The organism is Paraburkholderia caledonica NBRC 102488 (genome assembly GCF_000685095.1).
Taxonomy (GTDB): Bacteria; Pseudomonadota; Gammaproteobacteria; order Burkholderiales; family Burkholderiaceae; genus Paraburkholderia; species Paraburkholderia caledonica.
In genome coordinates, this window is record NZ_BAYE01000002.1 from 447,293 (window position 1) to 461,564 (window position 14,272).

The following is a 14,272-nucleotide window of genomic DNA, read 5'->3' on the forward strand; positions in this document are numbered from 1 at the left end:
GTCCGGAACCCGGGGCGCTCTTCTCCGATGCGCCCTCGCGACCAAACAGCCTGTCCAGAATGCTCATGGATGCCTCCTTGAGGCTCAATCTTGCCTTTCCGGCAGGATCTGCGCACTGATCGTGTGGTCCTTCCAGAACATGTTGTGAATCCTCGAACGAAGCAGGTTCAGCGCCTCAGACGAGAGGTCGCTGAACCTGACCAGCGCGATGGGTTGTCCGCTTCCCGCGGGCACGCGCTCGATAGAATCGAACTGAGGGAATCCGTATCTCTGCAGGAACTCGTCGAGTTCCTCGTCAGACACGGTTTCTTCGACATTACCAAGTAAAAGTTGAGTCATGGTGTTTCCTTTCCGAAGCCATGTCAGGCCATGATGTTGACGCCCCCGTCGACATACAGCGTTTCGCCCGAAACCCGTCGCGCGTAGGGGGTGGCGAGAAACGCGCAGGTGTAGCCGACGTCCATGATGTCGACCAGCTCGCCGAGCGGCGCGCGTTCGGCCGCCTCGTTGAGCAGCAGGTCGAAGTTCTTGAGGCCGGAAGCCGCCCGCGTCTTGAGCGGACCCGGCGAAATCGCATGCACGCGAATGCCCTTCGGGCCAAGCTCGTAAGCGAGATAGCGCGCACAGGCTTCGAGCGCGGCCTTTACCGGCCCCATCACGCTATAGTTCGGCACGACCTTGTTCGCGCCGTAGTAGCTCATCGTGAGCAATGTGCCGCCTTTGTCCATCAGCGGCGCGGCAAGCGCCGCCATGCGCACGAACGAATGACACGAAATGTCCATCGCGCGCGCAAAGCCCTCGCCGGAGCAACGCAACAGTCCGCCTTGCAGATCGTCTTTCGGCGCCCATGCAATGGAGTGCAGCAGGACGTCGAGACGTCCCCAGCGCTGCTGGATCTGCTCGAATACCGCCTCCAGCTGCGCCGCGTCGCCGACGTCGAGCGGCAGGAACAACTCTGCTTCAAGCTCGCTCGCCAACGGCTCGACATAAGGCCGGGTCTTTTCCGTCGCGTAGGTGATGGCCAGATCCGCACCAAGCTCGCGAAACGCTTTCGCGCAACCGTATGCAATCGAGTGTTCGTTGGCAATGCCGGTGATCAGCGCTTTCATGCCCGCAAGTACCGGACGTGATCGATCAGTGCCTTCGGGTGACATGGCATTTCTCCTTCATTCGAGGACCGCACGCGTATGGCGCGCGATCGTCAGCTCTTCATTGGTCGGGATAACCCACGCCGCTATCCGGCTCGACGCGGTGGTGATGAGGGGACCGCCCTTGGCGTTCGCTTCGGCGTCGATCTCCGCGCCGAGCCACGCCGCGTGCCGCACAACGCCCTCGCGGATCGCCGCCGCATGCTCGCCGATTCCCGCCGTGAAAACGAGCGCTTCGATGCCCTCCATGGCCGCGACAAGCGAGCCGAGTTCGCGCGCTATGCGGTAGATATAGAGTTCAATGGCAAAACGGGCGTGAGGATCGTCGCTCGCGAGCAGCGTGCGCATGTCACTCGATACGCCGGACACGCCGAGCAACCCCGAACGGCGATAGATCAGATCCTCGACGGCACGCGCGTCCATGCCGAGTTCTTCCATCAGGTAGAGCACCACGCCCGGGTCCAGGTTGCCGCAGCGCGTGCCCATGGGCAATCCGTCGACGGCCGTGAAGCCCATCGTGCTAGCCACGCTCTTGCCCGCGACGAGCGCGCACATGCTCGCGCCATTGCCAAGGTGCGCGACGACAGTGCGTCCGCTGGCTGCTTTCGTATCGACGTCAGGCAGCACGCTCGCGATGTACTCGTAGGACAGCCCATGAAAGCCGTAGCGGCGCACGCCCCGGCTGGTGATCGACGCAGGCAGCGCGAACGCCTGTGCCACCTCGGGTTGGGTGCGATGGAAAGCCGTGTCGAAGCACGCCACCTGCGGCACGTCCGGTTGCATCTCTTCGAGGATGCGGATGGGCTTCAGGTTGTGCGGCTGATGCAGCGGCGCAAGCGGCGTGAGCTTCGCCAGCTCGTCCACTACCGCGGGCGTGACTCGCACCGGACCGCTGAAGCGCTGGCCGCCGTGCACGACGCGATGGCCGACCGCGACGAGTTCGTGTCCTTCGCGGTGCTCGCTCAGGAACGCAGCGATGTGCTCAAGGCCTTCGCGATGATCCAGCTCGCCGCCGTCGCTCCATTCCCTCGCATGCTCCTCGCCGTGACCGTCGACGGCTTCGAACCGTGCGCTTGCCGTGTACAGGCCGCCGACCTGCCCATGCACGACCAGTTCGAGCGCGTCGCCCTGCTCTTCGAATGCGGAAAACTTGATGCTCGACGAGCCGGCATTCAATACCAGAATCACGTCTGCCATGACGTCACCCGACGATCTTTGCGGCGTCGCGCCGCGCAATCGCGACGAGCACCGCCACCGCGCACGACGCGAGCCGCGTAACGAGCGAATCGGCGCGGCTCGTCAGGATGATCGGCACGCGCGCGCCCAGCACGATGCCGGCCGCGTCCGCGCCCGCCAGGAACGAGAGACTCTTGGCGAGCATGTTGCCCGCTTCGAGGTCCGGCACCATCAGGACGTTGGCGCGCCCGGCGACGGGCGAATCGATCTGCTTGATGCGCGCCGCCTCGGGGTCGATGGCGTTATCGAGTGCAAGTGGGCCGTCGACGAGCGCTCCCGTGATCTGCCGCCGGTCCACCATCTTGCACAGCGCGGCGGCTTCGATCGTCGAAGGCACTTTCGGATTGACGGTCTCCATCGCCGAAAGGATCGCTACCCTTACCTCCGGAAACTGAAGCGCGTGCGCAAGGTCGATCGCGTTTTGCAGGATGTCGACCTTTTCCTCCAGCGTCGGCGCGATGTTCACGGCGGCGTCGGTTACGATCAGCGCGTCCGCGTGGGCGGGCACGTCCATCACGAAGCAGTGGCTGACGCGCCGGCCGGTGCGCAACCCCGCATCGCGCCGGACGACCTCGGCCATGAGCTCGTCGGTGTGAAGGCTGCCTTTCATCAGCGCCTCGGCCTTGCCTTCGCGCACTAGCTGCGTGGCCGCGGCTGCCGAGGCCTCGCTGAACGGCGCGTCCACGATCTGATAGTCGCTGATCGAAAGCCTGCACTCGGCGGCAAGCGATTCGATGCGAGTGCGCGGCCCGACGAGGATCGGCACGATCAGGCCGCTGCGCGCCGCTTCCACCGCGCCTTGCAGCGAACTCCTGTCACAAGGGTGAACCACGGCCGTGGGCATCGGCGCCAGCGCCTGACAGTGGGCAATGAGCTGGCGATACTTCGCGTGTCTGGGTTCCACGAATGATTCCTCAATGGAAAAGATGGGCACGCTCATGACAGAGCATCCGCGGGCCGCACTGCGGGAGCAGCGCCGAGCACCGCGCGAATGCGTTGCAACGCGTCCCATTGCTGCGCGGTCGGCGGCACTCTTTGCACGCGCGTGTCGGCCAGCAGACCGTCCAGCAAAGTGAGCAGCCGCTTTCGGTCTTCCGGTTTGGCGAGAAGAGCGGGAAGCGTCGCGATGGCCTGTTGCGGTTCGAAAGTCGCGATGAGTTCCTGTTCGCCGCGAACGCGCCGCCACTGATCGGGGGGCAAGCTCGGCAGATACTCGGCGTAGGCTTCAACCAGTTCGCGCCGCGTCGCAAGCCGGGCAAGCGGCAACGGCTCGCCGCTGCGCCCAAGCAGGAACGCCGCGCGGGCGACGGCTTCGTCGTAGCCGCCCTGCGCGATCGACGCCAATGCCTCCTTCACGAAAGGCAGTTCGCGCGGGTCGGTAGCCGTGGACACGGCAATCTCGCGACTGCGATACCGTTCCGCGAAATGGAGCAGAAAGGGCGCGGTGTAGAGGTTAAAGAACAGCGACTCGGCGCCGGCGTCGCGCATCGCCCGATAGTGGTCGAGCGAGGCGCTGACGATCTCCGAGCCGCGATGTTCGAGCGCGCGCCAGGGCGCGATATCGTCGGCATGCTGCCGGTTCGCTTTGACCGCTTCAGCCGCCGGGCGCAGCCAGGCAAGCCATGGATTCAGATCCGAAAAGGCCCAGCGCTGAAATCGTAACGGATGAAATTGGCGCAGGCATCGCGCGGTGGTCTCGTTCGACATCCACTGAACGTAGGGCTGCATGAACAATTCATAAGCGCGCTGGTTGAATTCGGAAAGCTCGGCAACGGCCTCGAACGGCTTTTCGTCCTCGCGCTTGAACCGGTTGAAATGCTGTGCGATCTCTTCGAGACGATGCTCGACGAATGTCACCTCGTAAGCGACCTTCCCGTCTGCGCCGTTCACCTCGTCGATCAACATCGCGTAGAGGCCCGGCGCGAGCGTCTCGATCATTTCGAGCACGTTGACGATCTGCGCATGCTGCTTCTTCGCCACCTTGCCCGACACGAAAACGCCAAGATGGCCGGCATCCTGGTCCATCAGTCCGATGATGACCTGGCCGCGCGCCTTGATTTCCTCGGTGCTGCCATAGAGATCGGTCACCCAGTTGAAGGCCTGCTGCGGCGGCGTGATGTTATCGACCATCGAGGCGAACAGGATGATCGGCGAGCGGATATCGCGCAGGTCGAACGCCTTGCCCGAAACGCCGCTCACTTCGCCCGACCAGAGCTTGTTGCCGATGAACAGATTGCGCGTGATCCACTCGATCTCTTCGCGGTTCATCAGGTAGTAGCCGCCCCACCAGCGCTCGAACTCCAGAAAGCGTGGCGGCTCCGTGTCGATGTTGTCGTACACGTGGTAGTACTTGTCCCACAATGTGTTGGCTGGGTTCAGGTACTCAAAGTTCTGCACGAGATAGGCGCCGTCGAACTTGCCGTTGCCGAGATCGGACGAAAACGACGCAAGCCAGGTGCCGCCCAATATCCCGCCCGCATAGCGCATCGGATTGTCGCCTGCGCCATCGCTCCACGCGCCACTCCAGTACGACATCGGCGCGCCGTTGATGACGACGGGACCCGTATCCTCCGCCGACGAACTAGCGAGCATCATCGCGGCCCAGCCGCCCTGGCAGTTGCCGATGATGGCCGGTTTCGCGCTGTCGGGATGCAGCGCACGTACTTTCTTGACGAACTCCTGTTCGGCGGCGCACACGTCGAGCAGCGTCTGACCGGGTTCGGGGTTCTGGAAGAACACGACGAAGTACACGGGGTGGCCTGCACGCAGCGCGACGCCGACCTGCGAATCGTCTCTAAAGCCGCCAATGCCCGGACCGTGGCCGGCGCGCGGGTCGATGATCAGATAAGGCCGCTTTTTCGCGTCGACGATCACGCCTTCGGGCGGCTTGATATACAGCAGCGCGTAATTGACGGGGCGCGGGAAGTGCCTCGCGTCGAGCACGATGTCGTAGTCGAAATGGAGCGCGGGAGTTCCTGTGAAGCGCGTTCGACGTATTGCGTTCCGCGCTCGCGCATCGTGTCCCAGAACAGCAGCGAGCGCTGCGCGACGTCGATCGCGTAATGCCATGCGCTCAAGGGGTTGAGTTCCGCCGCGAATGGGGCAGCGCTCTGATCGCTGCGGGGGGCGCCATCGACGGCTGCGCGCAACCGTCTCCCGTATTGCTCCATTGCGTTCTGCGTACGCTTTTGCAGCACATACGCGACCTTCCCGGCAATTTCCTGACTGCGCGCCAGTTGCGTGGCTGCGTCCATGACACCGTCCTCCATTGCTACATTGATTGAGCCGCGCTAGCGGCTGCCCCGCGGCTGCTGGCGGGCTCGATAATTCGTGCGCGCACCGATAACGCATGCAACTCGTGCAGCGTACGCGTGCGGGTTTGCCCTGTTGTGACCTAGATCAATCATGCGGCTGCCGATAGACGAGGTCAGAATGCCGCACCAATGCGGTGCCTTCTAACGGGGCGCGGCCAGGCCTCAGAGCCCGCTTTGAAAAACTCCGCAGCGTGGTCAATCGACAGTGCCCGTCCGATGTACGCCAGACGAACCTCCGCAGCCGTATCCGCGGTCTCGAACCCTTCCAGCAGACGAACGAGCCGCCCGGCCTTGAGGTCCTGCTCGACGAAAGTGATGGGCAGCACGCCGGCACCAAATCCCTCGAGCAGTATTTCGCGGTTGAAAGGAGGGTTGTTCGAGGTGATCTCATGGTTGATCGCGAACTCGACCTCTTAGTGGATATTCACTGCCTGCCGAGATCGACTGTACGCGAGCCTTTGAGCAGCGCCCACTTCGCCACCGCCATCGCGCCTCGTCCTCCTCAGTCGCAGCATTGCGTCGGAACGCCCTGACGAGCCGTACGGCAGCGTACCGACAACGACGCGCATTGTCAGGACAATCGTCGAGCGTTTTGGCTGATGCCGGCGCGTGTGATTCCAAGGGCCGCGGCAAACGCTGCGGCTTCTTTTTCTGTGAGGAATCGCGAGCGATGCAACAAAAACATATCGCCAAACGCTAACGCGCCTGACAACGTCGGCGTGCCATGTCGTAAACGCCGGGCTAAGGCGATCTGGGGGCGTTTCATGATGCACGTTTTTCTCGCAAACAATCGCGATGCGTTGATAGAACGGTGCCGCGCGAAGGTGGCGCAGAGGCCGGCGCGTCAAGCTACCGCGCAACAACTGCAAAATGGCATCCCGCTTTTCCTGGATCAGCTCATCAGGACCCTCAGGGCCGAGCAGACGTCGCAGCCCATGGACAGTCGCAAGATTTCGGGTCCCTCGGGCGGAGGAGCGTCCCAATCTGAAATTGGTAAGTCAGCGGCAGAGCACGGACGGACGTTACTGACACTCGGCTTCTCGGTCGATCAGGTCGTTCACGACTACGGTGACCTGTGCCAGGCGATTACGGACCTCGCGTTTGAGCGCGATGCCCCATTTCTGACCGACGAATTTCGCACTCTCAACCGATGCCTGGACAATGCCATTGCCGATGCGGTTACTGAATTCAGTTACCAGCGCGACTTTGCTATTGCGGATCGTCAGGCTATCGAAATGCATCAACGGCTCGGGTCCTTCGCGCACGAACTGCGTAACTTCCTGCAAACCGCAACACTGGCATTCACAGCCGCAAAAACCGGAAATCTGAACCTCTCCGGAGCTACTGGCGCAGTTCTGGAGCGAAGCCTGGACGGATTGCGCGATCTGATCAGTCACTCGCTGGACGAGGTTCGTAAGGCAAGCGGGATTTCAGGGCAATCCGGACTGTTCTCCGTCACTGATTTCATAGCTGAAGTGAAGTATGCCGCTGACCTTGCGGCCCAGATTCGCGGTTGCGTGCTGACAGTTTCGGCGGTGGACGCGCGGCTTGCCATTAGCGGAGACCGTGATCAGCTCTATTCGGCATTAGGAAACCTGCTGCAAAACGCCTTTAAATTCACGCATCCTCACACAGAGGTGACGTTGGAAGCCTATGCGCTATCTGACCGCATCCTGATCGACGTGAAGGATCATTGCGGTGGTCTGCCGCCCGGAGATGCAGAAAGAATGTTTGTGCCGTTTACGCAGAACAGCGAGGACAGGACAGGCTTGGGACTAGGTCTTTCCATATCGCGGCGTAACGTGGAAGCAAATGCGGGTACTCTCAGCGTCCGCGACGTGCCGGGCGTCGGCTGCGTCTTCACCATTACACTACCGCGATTCGCTTTGGGGGGGTGATGAGTATGTCCACCTGTTGTTCGCCAGACAAGAATCGCGGGAAAGCGGCAGACTGACAGGCGCCCAGGACTTTGAATCTTTGAATTGCTGTGCGTTAATGCGATGTACGGCACATGAATGGAACCTGCGGCCGCGGCGCGTCTCCTCGTTGCTCGCGAATTCGATGTGCGCCGGATTCGATCACCCTTTCGTGAAGCCGGCTTCAATGCCGATCATTTCGCTGCCATCAACGTCGAGCTCGCCTCGTTCGATTGTGCCGCTTCGCTGATCGCCACAACTCGAAAAACGTGCCGCTGACTTCAGCGCTTCGAGCCAGAAAGATTTTTTCAACACAATCCGTCGATCAACGGATTAACAGCGCTTCCAGAATCCGGCGACGTTGCGTTGGACCCGCGCAGTAACGCGGCTGTTACCGAGACAGCGAAGCACGTGCATGACCAATAGAACGCGACAGCTCCGTGTTGTTCTCGCGGACGCTGTCTTTAACCCAATGCGCCCTGCAATCGGCTGCGTGATGCGGGCACGGGCATGAAGCAGGAAGCCGTCAAGCTCGCGCCGGCACTCGCACCCCGTAGTGATGCGCGGCTCGCGTGCAAGCACGAAAACGATGCCCTGCATGAGCAGGTCGTCTCGGCGATGCTGGCACGACGCGAGCTTTCCCATTCACTACGTTACGATTTAGTTTGCTTTTCGACGGCCTTGAGCGCATGGTGAAAAGATCCAGATGTACCTGACCGCCCCTTTTCGCATCCGGACAGGTATCGGTTCGTGACGGTCAGTATCGCGCAAGGAGCGCACTGTCATGACCATCCCCACTATCGAATACAGAGGGTACGAGCTACGTGCTTACTCTCACCAGGTATTACCCCTGCATCGTGATCCGTTGCCAAAGGATCCAGGCAGTTCTCATCGTTCGTACTGGTAGACACCATTCCGTCCAGCGAAGTCAAGGCCCGGCGCTTGAGTCGGCCCGCAACTGAGGGGGGCAGGTCATGCAATATCCGCTTTATGTGCACCGTGATGGATTTGCCGGCTTTCACGCCAGTTTTCCCGATCTTCCTAGAGCGGTTGCGCGCGGCCATTCGTTCGATGAACTCAAACGCAACGCGCAAGAGGTTGTCGAACTGATGTATGACCGCAGCGAGCAACTCATACCCGCTCCCACCTGCAGCACATCGGAATTGCAATCGCTCGACATGGACGATGGGCAAGGGATCTGGATGTTCATCGAAATCAATCTGACGCGGGTTACCTCGAAAGCCGTGAGCGTTCAATTCAGTCTGCCCGAGAGTCTGATGCAGAGAGTAGATGCTGCAACAAAAGAGCGGCACTCGACGCGCTCTACGTTCTTTACGCTGGCTGCTGTGCACGAACTTGGAAACCTGGTTGAAGGGCAATTGCCCTAGACGCCAGTTTCCGGTGGCTATTCGCGGACGGCTCACATGCCGCGCCACGAGCGCGTCAGTATTCGAAATCCGACCTCACGATATGTCGCGTGGTCCCGGCTATCGGGGACAGCGCCAACCGCCTGTTGGCGAATCAGTTTTTTCCATAGCAGGAGTGCATCATGATTGATGACCAGGTAAATGCCGAAGAACTGGCAGAAAGCAGGAAACAGAGAGAGGCCGCGGCGAATGCGACGGATGATGGCATGCCGGTGGCCCCCGAAGATGAAAAGCAGATCGTCGACGGGACTGGGTACAGACGGCCGAAGCAATGGGTCAGGCATGCAAGGAAATTGCTGGGCGTGAGGCCGCGCGCGTGAAGCCACCAATGGCTCGTGCGACAAATTCGGGGCGCTCCACATGTCAGCCCGGCCGATACAGAGCTGATCGCAGACACCGAATCACCTTTCAAGGATCCTGATGTCGCGCTACCAATTCGAAGGAGACCTGACGCATCTTGAGCGGATCATTCCGTTACTTGTGCATGGAAATCCCCTCGCGCTATCGTACTGGCGGCGTCGGGTTTCGTCGCTATCGCCGCAGCAAGGTCTGCTTCCTGACGGAACCAGGCGCGTAATCCGACTGCTTAACATATTCGATGAAGTCGAGCGCGCATTGATGTCAGGCAAGGCCACAGTTCGACGGTCAGCAGGATGAACTGCGACGAGTTCACGTCCCGGTCACAGCCTCTTCAAACCCGGCAACAGGCGCTCGACTTCCCGCTTCATCGCGGTGCAGCGTTCCAGACATGCCTAAGGTAGCGGGATGCTGCGGTGACGCCTTTCAAGACCGCGTAGATGCGTTGCGTCCCATGGTGCGGGAGGGGCGGAGTGGAGTCTGCTCACGATGGCGAGCGAAGTGAATTTCCGCCTGCATCGCATCGGCGAGGCCCCATCACTCCTTTCCCCCACCGTTGATCCCGCTTCCACTTCGCCATACCTGCTTTCCCCGCTCGGAGAGCTCGCCGCAACTATGCGCCGCGTCGGCCTCCGTCCCTTCTATCGCCATTTCGCCGCCGGCCTGTTCCTGTGCCCTTTGCTTCTGCCTGTGCCGCGCTGCCACGGCTTCATCGTGCGACCTGCCTGCGTAATTCATGGTCATTTCGCCACTCCTCTAAAAAGTAGTCTTTGCAACGTGCCATCTGCCAAGCGCGTGTCATTTCTGCAGCGACAATCCCAGTTGCTTGCGTAGCCTGTCCAATACATGGTTGTCAGCCATCCAACGGATTTCCCGCTTGCGCAGGACGCTGCGCCTGTACCGCCGCAGCGACACGCTGAACATCAGCGCCAGCCCGATCACGATTCCCCACATTGCGTACGTCATATCGTCCTTTTCAATCTTTTCTCGCCTTACATCAGGCCACAGACCGCGCGATAGAGAAATGCCGCGCGCGCGGCCCAGCAGACGCTGCCGTTGTGGCACCGCCTGACCAAAGGCCGGATTCAGGGTTCCTTGCTCTTAGATGCAGCACAGGCGACGGTGGCACTTCTGATCGCTGTCCGAAGCCAGACGGCATTGCCCCCGTTAAAAGGTGTACAGGGCGCTCCACGAGGCCGGGAACTGACAGATCAGGAAGCATTGTCGCGGCAGAGCGGTACTCATGAAATCGAATACCGATTCTGTGGCCCGGCGACATACTGCTTGTTGGCGAGTTCGAGAACCTTTTCACGGAACTCGTCGAAGGCGCCAAGCACCGAGCGCTCGTCGGTTCCAAGACCAGGCTGCAGATTTCTGAGCAACGCGTCGTCGACCATGAAGGTGATTTCACGCGAATTGTCATACCCCCAGAAACACACGCAATGTCGGGAGGTATCGTAGCTACGGCTGGGGTTGGGAAAATTAAGCACCGCGATCAGCTTTTCTCGTACACGGCCGAGTAGCGCCACTTAGTGGCGTTGGAGTCAATCGTGGCGTAACTGGCGCGTCTTTTCTCCGCTCTCGCAGCGTCCGCAGTGACGAGTATGTGGGCACGTGCCCTGCGTTCTACGGCGTCTGGACCCTCGCTGCGAATTGCATCCGGCCTACGTTTAATTTGCGATTGCATGATAGCGTCCTGAAACTGTAGGCCACGAATGGGCGGCCCGTCTCCCCACTGTATACCCTTTAGCTCGCAATAACGTCTTTATCTACCTGGACTGGTCGACGTTCAGTTTTCGGTTATGCAGGCGCTGATGCCTGGACGGCGACAAATACCGTAGACCGGAAGAATTTTTCAGGAGCTCCTCGAATGGTTGTGCGGACCAAACACTTGATGCATGACTAATTCGCTTAATATGGCGCGGTCTCCGCAGGCGCAATGGTTTTTCGAAAATGCACTCTACGAGCGTTACGCAAAAGCCCTAGACCACATCACGGCGTCAAATCTCACTGCACGAGCTTCGCGTGTAACTCGGCCGTCAGTACTTCGACCCGCTGAATTAACTTTTGAGCAAGCTCCGTTAGCTCCGTATTTCGCTGCAGCAACTCCATCATTTGTGCTGCGTTCTGGCCCGCGATTTCCTGCCGCTGTTCGTTCGCGACGGCAAGCGCCTCCCTGTGTTGTGCGTCAGCCTCGGCATGCACGGTATCGCGCGCAGCTTGTCGCGTCTGGGCCAGCAAGATGAGCGGCGCTGCATACGCCGCCTGGAGACTAAATGCCAGATTCAGCAGAATAAATGGATAGACGTCAAACTTCGTAACGCCGAATACGTTGATGCTGATCCATATAACGACGATAGCGGTCTGCGCGCCAAGAAAAAGAGGCGTTCCAAAAAAACGCGCAAACGCTTCTGCCTTGAGCGCGAATGTGTCATTTCCAAACGTTGAAGCGAGGTGCGCATGAGGACGATGGAAGCGGAAGTGATCAACTGTCGGATTATCGAGCGCAGCGGTAGCGGAATCGAGCTTTATGGTTTCCATCATCCCCTCCAGTGCCTGATCATGGCGGCAAGCCGCCAGTCAGGAATGCGGCACGAGACGCGAAGCGGATGCGAGGCGAAGGACATAGCGAAACTCGTCACCGCACGTTCGTTCTAGTCAAGCATGAAGCGTGGCAACAGATCGAGATGACTGCTCGTTCCGGCTTGGCGTGAACCTGGATCTACGTTTTGTATATTAGTCACCCGGACGCCTCGATGATGACCTTTAGCGCATGGGAATCGGCAGCGTGGCTGAAGGTATCGTAGGCGTTCATGATGTCGCCGAGGCGAAAGCGGTGGGTGATCAGTTTGCCGGGCTCGAGCCGGCCCGAGCGCACCGTCCTGAGCAGCATCGGCATACTGACGGTATCAACAAGGCGCGTCGTGATCGTGATGTTGCGGTCCCAGAGCGCTTCGAGATGCAGGTCCGCCTTGACCCCGTGTACGCCGACGTTCGCAATCGTGCCGCCGGCCGCCACGATCGACTGGCACAGCTCGAACGTCTCCGGCACCCCCACCGCCTCGATCGCGCAATCGACGCCTGCGCCATCGGTCAGCTTCATGATCTCAGGGACGGCCTCCGCGCGCCCGATATCGATACACGCCGTCGCGCCAAATTTGCGCGCGACTTCGAGGCGGTTCGCGTCGCGGTCGATCATTACGATCTGAGCGGGCGAGTAGAACTGCGCTGTCAAAAGCGCGGCGAGGCCGATCGGTCCCGCGCCGACAATCGCCACGGTCGAGCCGGGCTGCACCTTGCCATTCAGCACGCCGCACTCGAAGCCAGTTGGCAGGATGTCCGAGAGCATGACCAGCGCTTCCTCGTCGAAGCCAGCGGTAATCGGATACAGACTCGTTTCGGCGTGGGGAATGCGCACGTATTCGGCTTGCGTGCCGTCGATCTTGTTGCCAAGTATCCAGCCGCCCGTTGCGCAGTGAGAATACATGCCGCGCCGGCAGAACTCACATTTTCCGCACGACGAAATGCACGAGATCAGCACATGATCGCCGGGCTTGAACGACGACACCGCCGCGCCCGCGCGCTCGATCACGCCGACGCCTTCGTGCCCGAGGATGCGGCCTGGTCCGCAGGTGGGGACGTCGCCCTTGAGGATATGCAGGTCGGTGCCGCAGATCGTGGTGCGTATGACCCTCACGATGGCGTCAGTCGAGGCGGCGAGTTCCGGCATCGGCCGCTCGTCGAGCGACTTCGTGCCGGGTCCGTGATATATGAGTGCCTTCATCGAAACCCTCCCTTTACGCGGTTGCTTGATCGCCGATGATCGGAACTCGCGCGGGGTGCCTCCTGCCGACCAACCACATGGTACGCATGACCTTTTTTCCTCACGCCTGAAGGCCATCGCATACCTTCGCGCCCACATGACGTCGCCACGGTTCCGCGCGATCGCTAACCACCCTGGTCCTTGTCGTACGATCCATGTACGTAACCGGGTCGTCGAATGGCTGGGTGAATACGGCCAGGCCCGCCCCGCTTGCGTCGTCGTGTCGCCCCGCGGCACGCGGAGACTATACTTTGAGAGCAATTCCGGCAATTGGAGGACCTGCTGTGCCTGACGATCCACGCTTCAACGAAAACCATCTGCTTTCAGTTTTGCCAGAAGACGAAAGGGCCCGCCTTGCGCCGCATCTGGTCGCGATCGATATGACATTGGGGCAGGTCGTGTACGAATCGGGCGACCGCCAGCACTTCGTTTATTTCCCTACGACTTCCATCGTATCCTTGCTCTACGTGATGGAAGATGGCGCGTCCGCCGAGATCGCGATCGTCGGCAATGAGGGAGTCATCGGCATCGCGCTGTTTATGGGCGGAGAAACGACGCCAAGCCGCGCAATCGTGCAAAGCGCTGGGGCGGCTTTCCGGTTAGACGCACGGATCCTGAAACAGGAATTCGGCCGCGCCGGCCCTGTGCAAAGGCTATTGTTGCGCTATACACAGGCCTTGATCACCCAAATGGCTCAGACCGCTGTATGCAACAGGCACCATTCGATAGACCAGCAACTGTGCCGGTGGCTGTTGCTCAGCATGGACCGCCTGCCGTCCAACGAACTGAAGATGACGCAAGAGCTGATTGCGAACATGCTCGGCGTGCGGCGTTCCGGTGTGACGGAGGCAGCGCTGAAGCTTCAGGACGCCGGGCTGATTCGCTATAGTCATGGACACATCCAGGTGCTTGACCGACCAGGGCTCGAAAAACGCGTGTGTGAGTGTTATCGCGTCGTGAAGCGCGAGTTCGACCGTCTGCTGCCCGATTTGAAGGCCATATAAATCGGCTCTAACGGGCGGCGCATCTCCGCCCTGCCCGATCTGAAGCC

General features: G+C 60.5%; 17 protein-coding genes and 1 pseudogene. 6 read left to right on the plus strand and 12 right to left on the minus strand.

The features are described from left to right. Window positions 1-84: 84 nt before the first annotated feature. From BCA01S_RS05870 to BCA01S_RS37870, 7 genes and pseudogenes are all read right to left on the minus strand, one after another. On the minus strand, window positions 85-339 hold the full coding sequence (locus BCA01S_RS05870; RefSeq protein ID WP_027776131.1) for an RNA-binding protein: 255 nt from the start codon (window positions 337-339) through the stop codon (window positions 85-87). Between the two features lie 23 nt (window positions 340-362). Next, window positions 363-1,154: an enoyl-ACP reductase FabI gene (gene fabI, locus BCA01S_RS05875; protein WP_027776132.1), complete on the minus strand. Its 792-nt coding sequence runs from the start codon at window positions 1,152-1,154 to the stop codon at window positions 363-365. 12 nt (window positions 1,155-1,166) lie between these two features. Next, window positions 1,167-2,345 (minus strand): acetate/propionate family kinase, encoded by a 1,179-nt coding sequence (locus tag BCA01S_RS05880; protein WP_027776133.1) that lies wholly within the window; start codon window positions 2,343-2,345, stop codon window positions 1,167-1,169. Window positions 2,346-2,349: 4 nt separating this feature from the next. Beyond that, window positions 2,350-3,396, minus strand: coding sequence for a phosphate acetyltransferase (locus BCA01S_RS05885; protein WP_425176143.1), 1,047 nt, complete (start codon window positions 3,394-3,396; stop codon window positions 2,350-2,352). Continuing rightward, window positions 3,321-5,638, minus strand: a pseudogene (locus BCA01S_RS34565) (DUF3141 domain-containing protein). Before BCA01S_RS34565 ends, BCA01S_RS05885 begins: the two are co-directional and overlap by 76 nt. Window positions 5,639-5,811: 173 nt before the next feature. Next, window positions 5,812-6,024: a hypothetical protein gene (locus BCA01S_RS05895; RefSeq protein WP_027776135.1), complete on the minus strand. Its 213-nt coding sequence runs from the start codon at window positions 6,022-6,024 to the stop codon at window positions 5,812-5,814. A 245-nt stretch (window positions 6,025-6,269) separates the two neighbouring features. Further along, window positions 6,270-6,464 (minus strand): hypothetical protein, encoded by a 195-nt coding sequence (locus BCA01S_RS37870; RefSeq protein ID WP_156955028.1) that lies wholly within the window; start codon window positions 6,462-6,464, stop codon window positions 6,270-6,272. Here BCA01S_RS37870 and BCA01S_RS05900 point away from each other — a divergent pair. The 5 genes from BCA01S_RS05900 (at window position 6,463) to BCA01S_RS05920 (ending at window position 9,361) form a co-directional block, all read left to right on the plus strand. Next, the gene (locus BCA01S_RS05900; protein WP_027776136.1) at window positions 6,463-7,596 is read left to right on the plus strand and encodes a sensor histidine kinase; all 1,134 of its coding nucleotides are present in this window, start codon (window positions 6,463-6,465) and stop codon (window positions 7,594-7,596) included. The genes BCA01S_RS37870 and BCA01S_RS05900 overlap by 2 nt on opposite strands. 117 nt (window positions 7,597-7,713) lie before the next feature. Next, window positions 7,714-7,893 (plus strand): hypothetical protein, encoded by a 180-nt coding sequence (locus BCA01S_RS37875; protein WP_156955029.1) that lies wholly within the window; start codon window positions 7,714-7,716, stop codon window positions 7,891-7,893. 231 nt (window positions 7,894-8,124) lie between these two features. Beyond that, window positions 8,125-8,310 (plus strand): hypothetical protein, encoded by a 186-nt coding sequence (locus BCA01S_RS37880; protein WP_027776137.1) that lies wholly within the window; start codon window positions 8,125-8,127, stop codon window positions 8,308-8,310. Window positions 8,311-8,588: 278 nt separating this feature from the next. Further along, a complete protein-coding gene (locus BCA01S_RS05915) occupies window positions 8,589-9,002 on the plus strand; it encodes a type II toxin-antitoxin system HicB family antitoxin (RefSeq protein WP_027776138.1) in 414 nt (137 codons plus the stop codon). A gap of 161 nt (window positions 9,003-9,163) precedes the next feature. Continuing rightward, window positions 9,164-9,361, plus strand: a complete 198-nt coding sequence (locus BCA01S_RS05920) for a hypothetical protein (protein ID WP_027776139.1) — start codon at window positions 9,164-9,166, stop codon at window positions 9,359-9,361. 574 nt (window positions 9,362-9,935) lie between these two features. On the opposite strand, the gene BCA01S_RS38965 is transcribed toward BCA01S_RS05920, so the two are convergent. From BCA01S_RS38965 to BCA01S_RS05945, 5 genes are all read right to left on the minus strand, one after another. Further along, window positions 9,936-10,142 carry a hypothetical protein gene (locus BCA01S_RS38965; protein WP_027776140.1) on the minus strand — a complete coding sequence of 69 codons (207 nt, stop codon included), beginning with the start codon at window positions 10,140-10,142 and terminating at the stop codon, window positions 9,936-9,938. Window positions 10,143-10,196: 54 nt separating this feature from the next. Continuing rightward, window positions 10,197-10,352: a hypothetical protein gene (locus BCA01S_RS38430; RefSeq protein ID WP_167455765.1), complete on the minus strand. Its 156-nt coding sequence runs from the start codon at window positions 10,350-10,352 to the stop codon at window positions 10,197-10,199. A 287-nt stretch (window positions 10,353-10,639) separates the two neighbouring features. Further along, window positions 10,640-10,927 carry a DUF1488 family protein gene (locus BCA01S_RS05935; protein WP_084166780.1) on the minus strand — a complete coding sequence of 96 codons (288 nt, stop codon included), beginning with the start codon at window positions 10,925-10,927 and terminating at the stop codon, window positions 10,640-10,642. Between the two features lie 478 nt (window positions 10,928-11,405). Next, window positions 11,406-11,942 (minus strand): DUF1003 domain-containing protein, encoded by a 537-nt coding sequence (locus BCA01S_RS05940; protein WP_244217830.1) that lies wholly within the window; start codon window positions 11,940-11,942, stop codon window positions 11,406-11,408. A gap of 196 nt (window positions 11,943-12,138) precedes the next feature. Then, entirely contained in the window at window positions 12,139-13,182 is a 1,044-nt protein-coding gene (locus tag BCA01S_RS05945) for a zinc-dependent alcohol dehydrogenase family protein (RefSeq protein ID WP_027776143.1), read from the minus strand. 323 nt (window positions 13,183-13,505) lie between these two features. On the opposite strand from BCA01S_RS05945, the gene BCA01S_RS05950 reads away from it, so the two are divergent. Then, the gene (locus BCA01S_RS05950) at window positions 13,506-14,225 is read left to right on the plus strand and encodes a Crp/Fnr family transcriptional regulator (protein WP_027776144.1); all 720 of its coding nucleotides are present in this window, start codon (window positions 13,506-13,508) and stop codon (window positions 14,223-14,225) included. Window positions 14,226-14,272 lie beyond the last annotated feature (47 nt).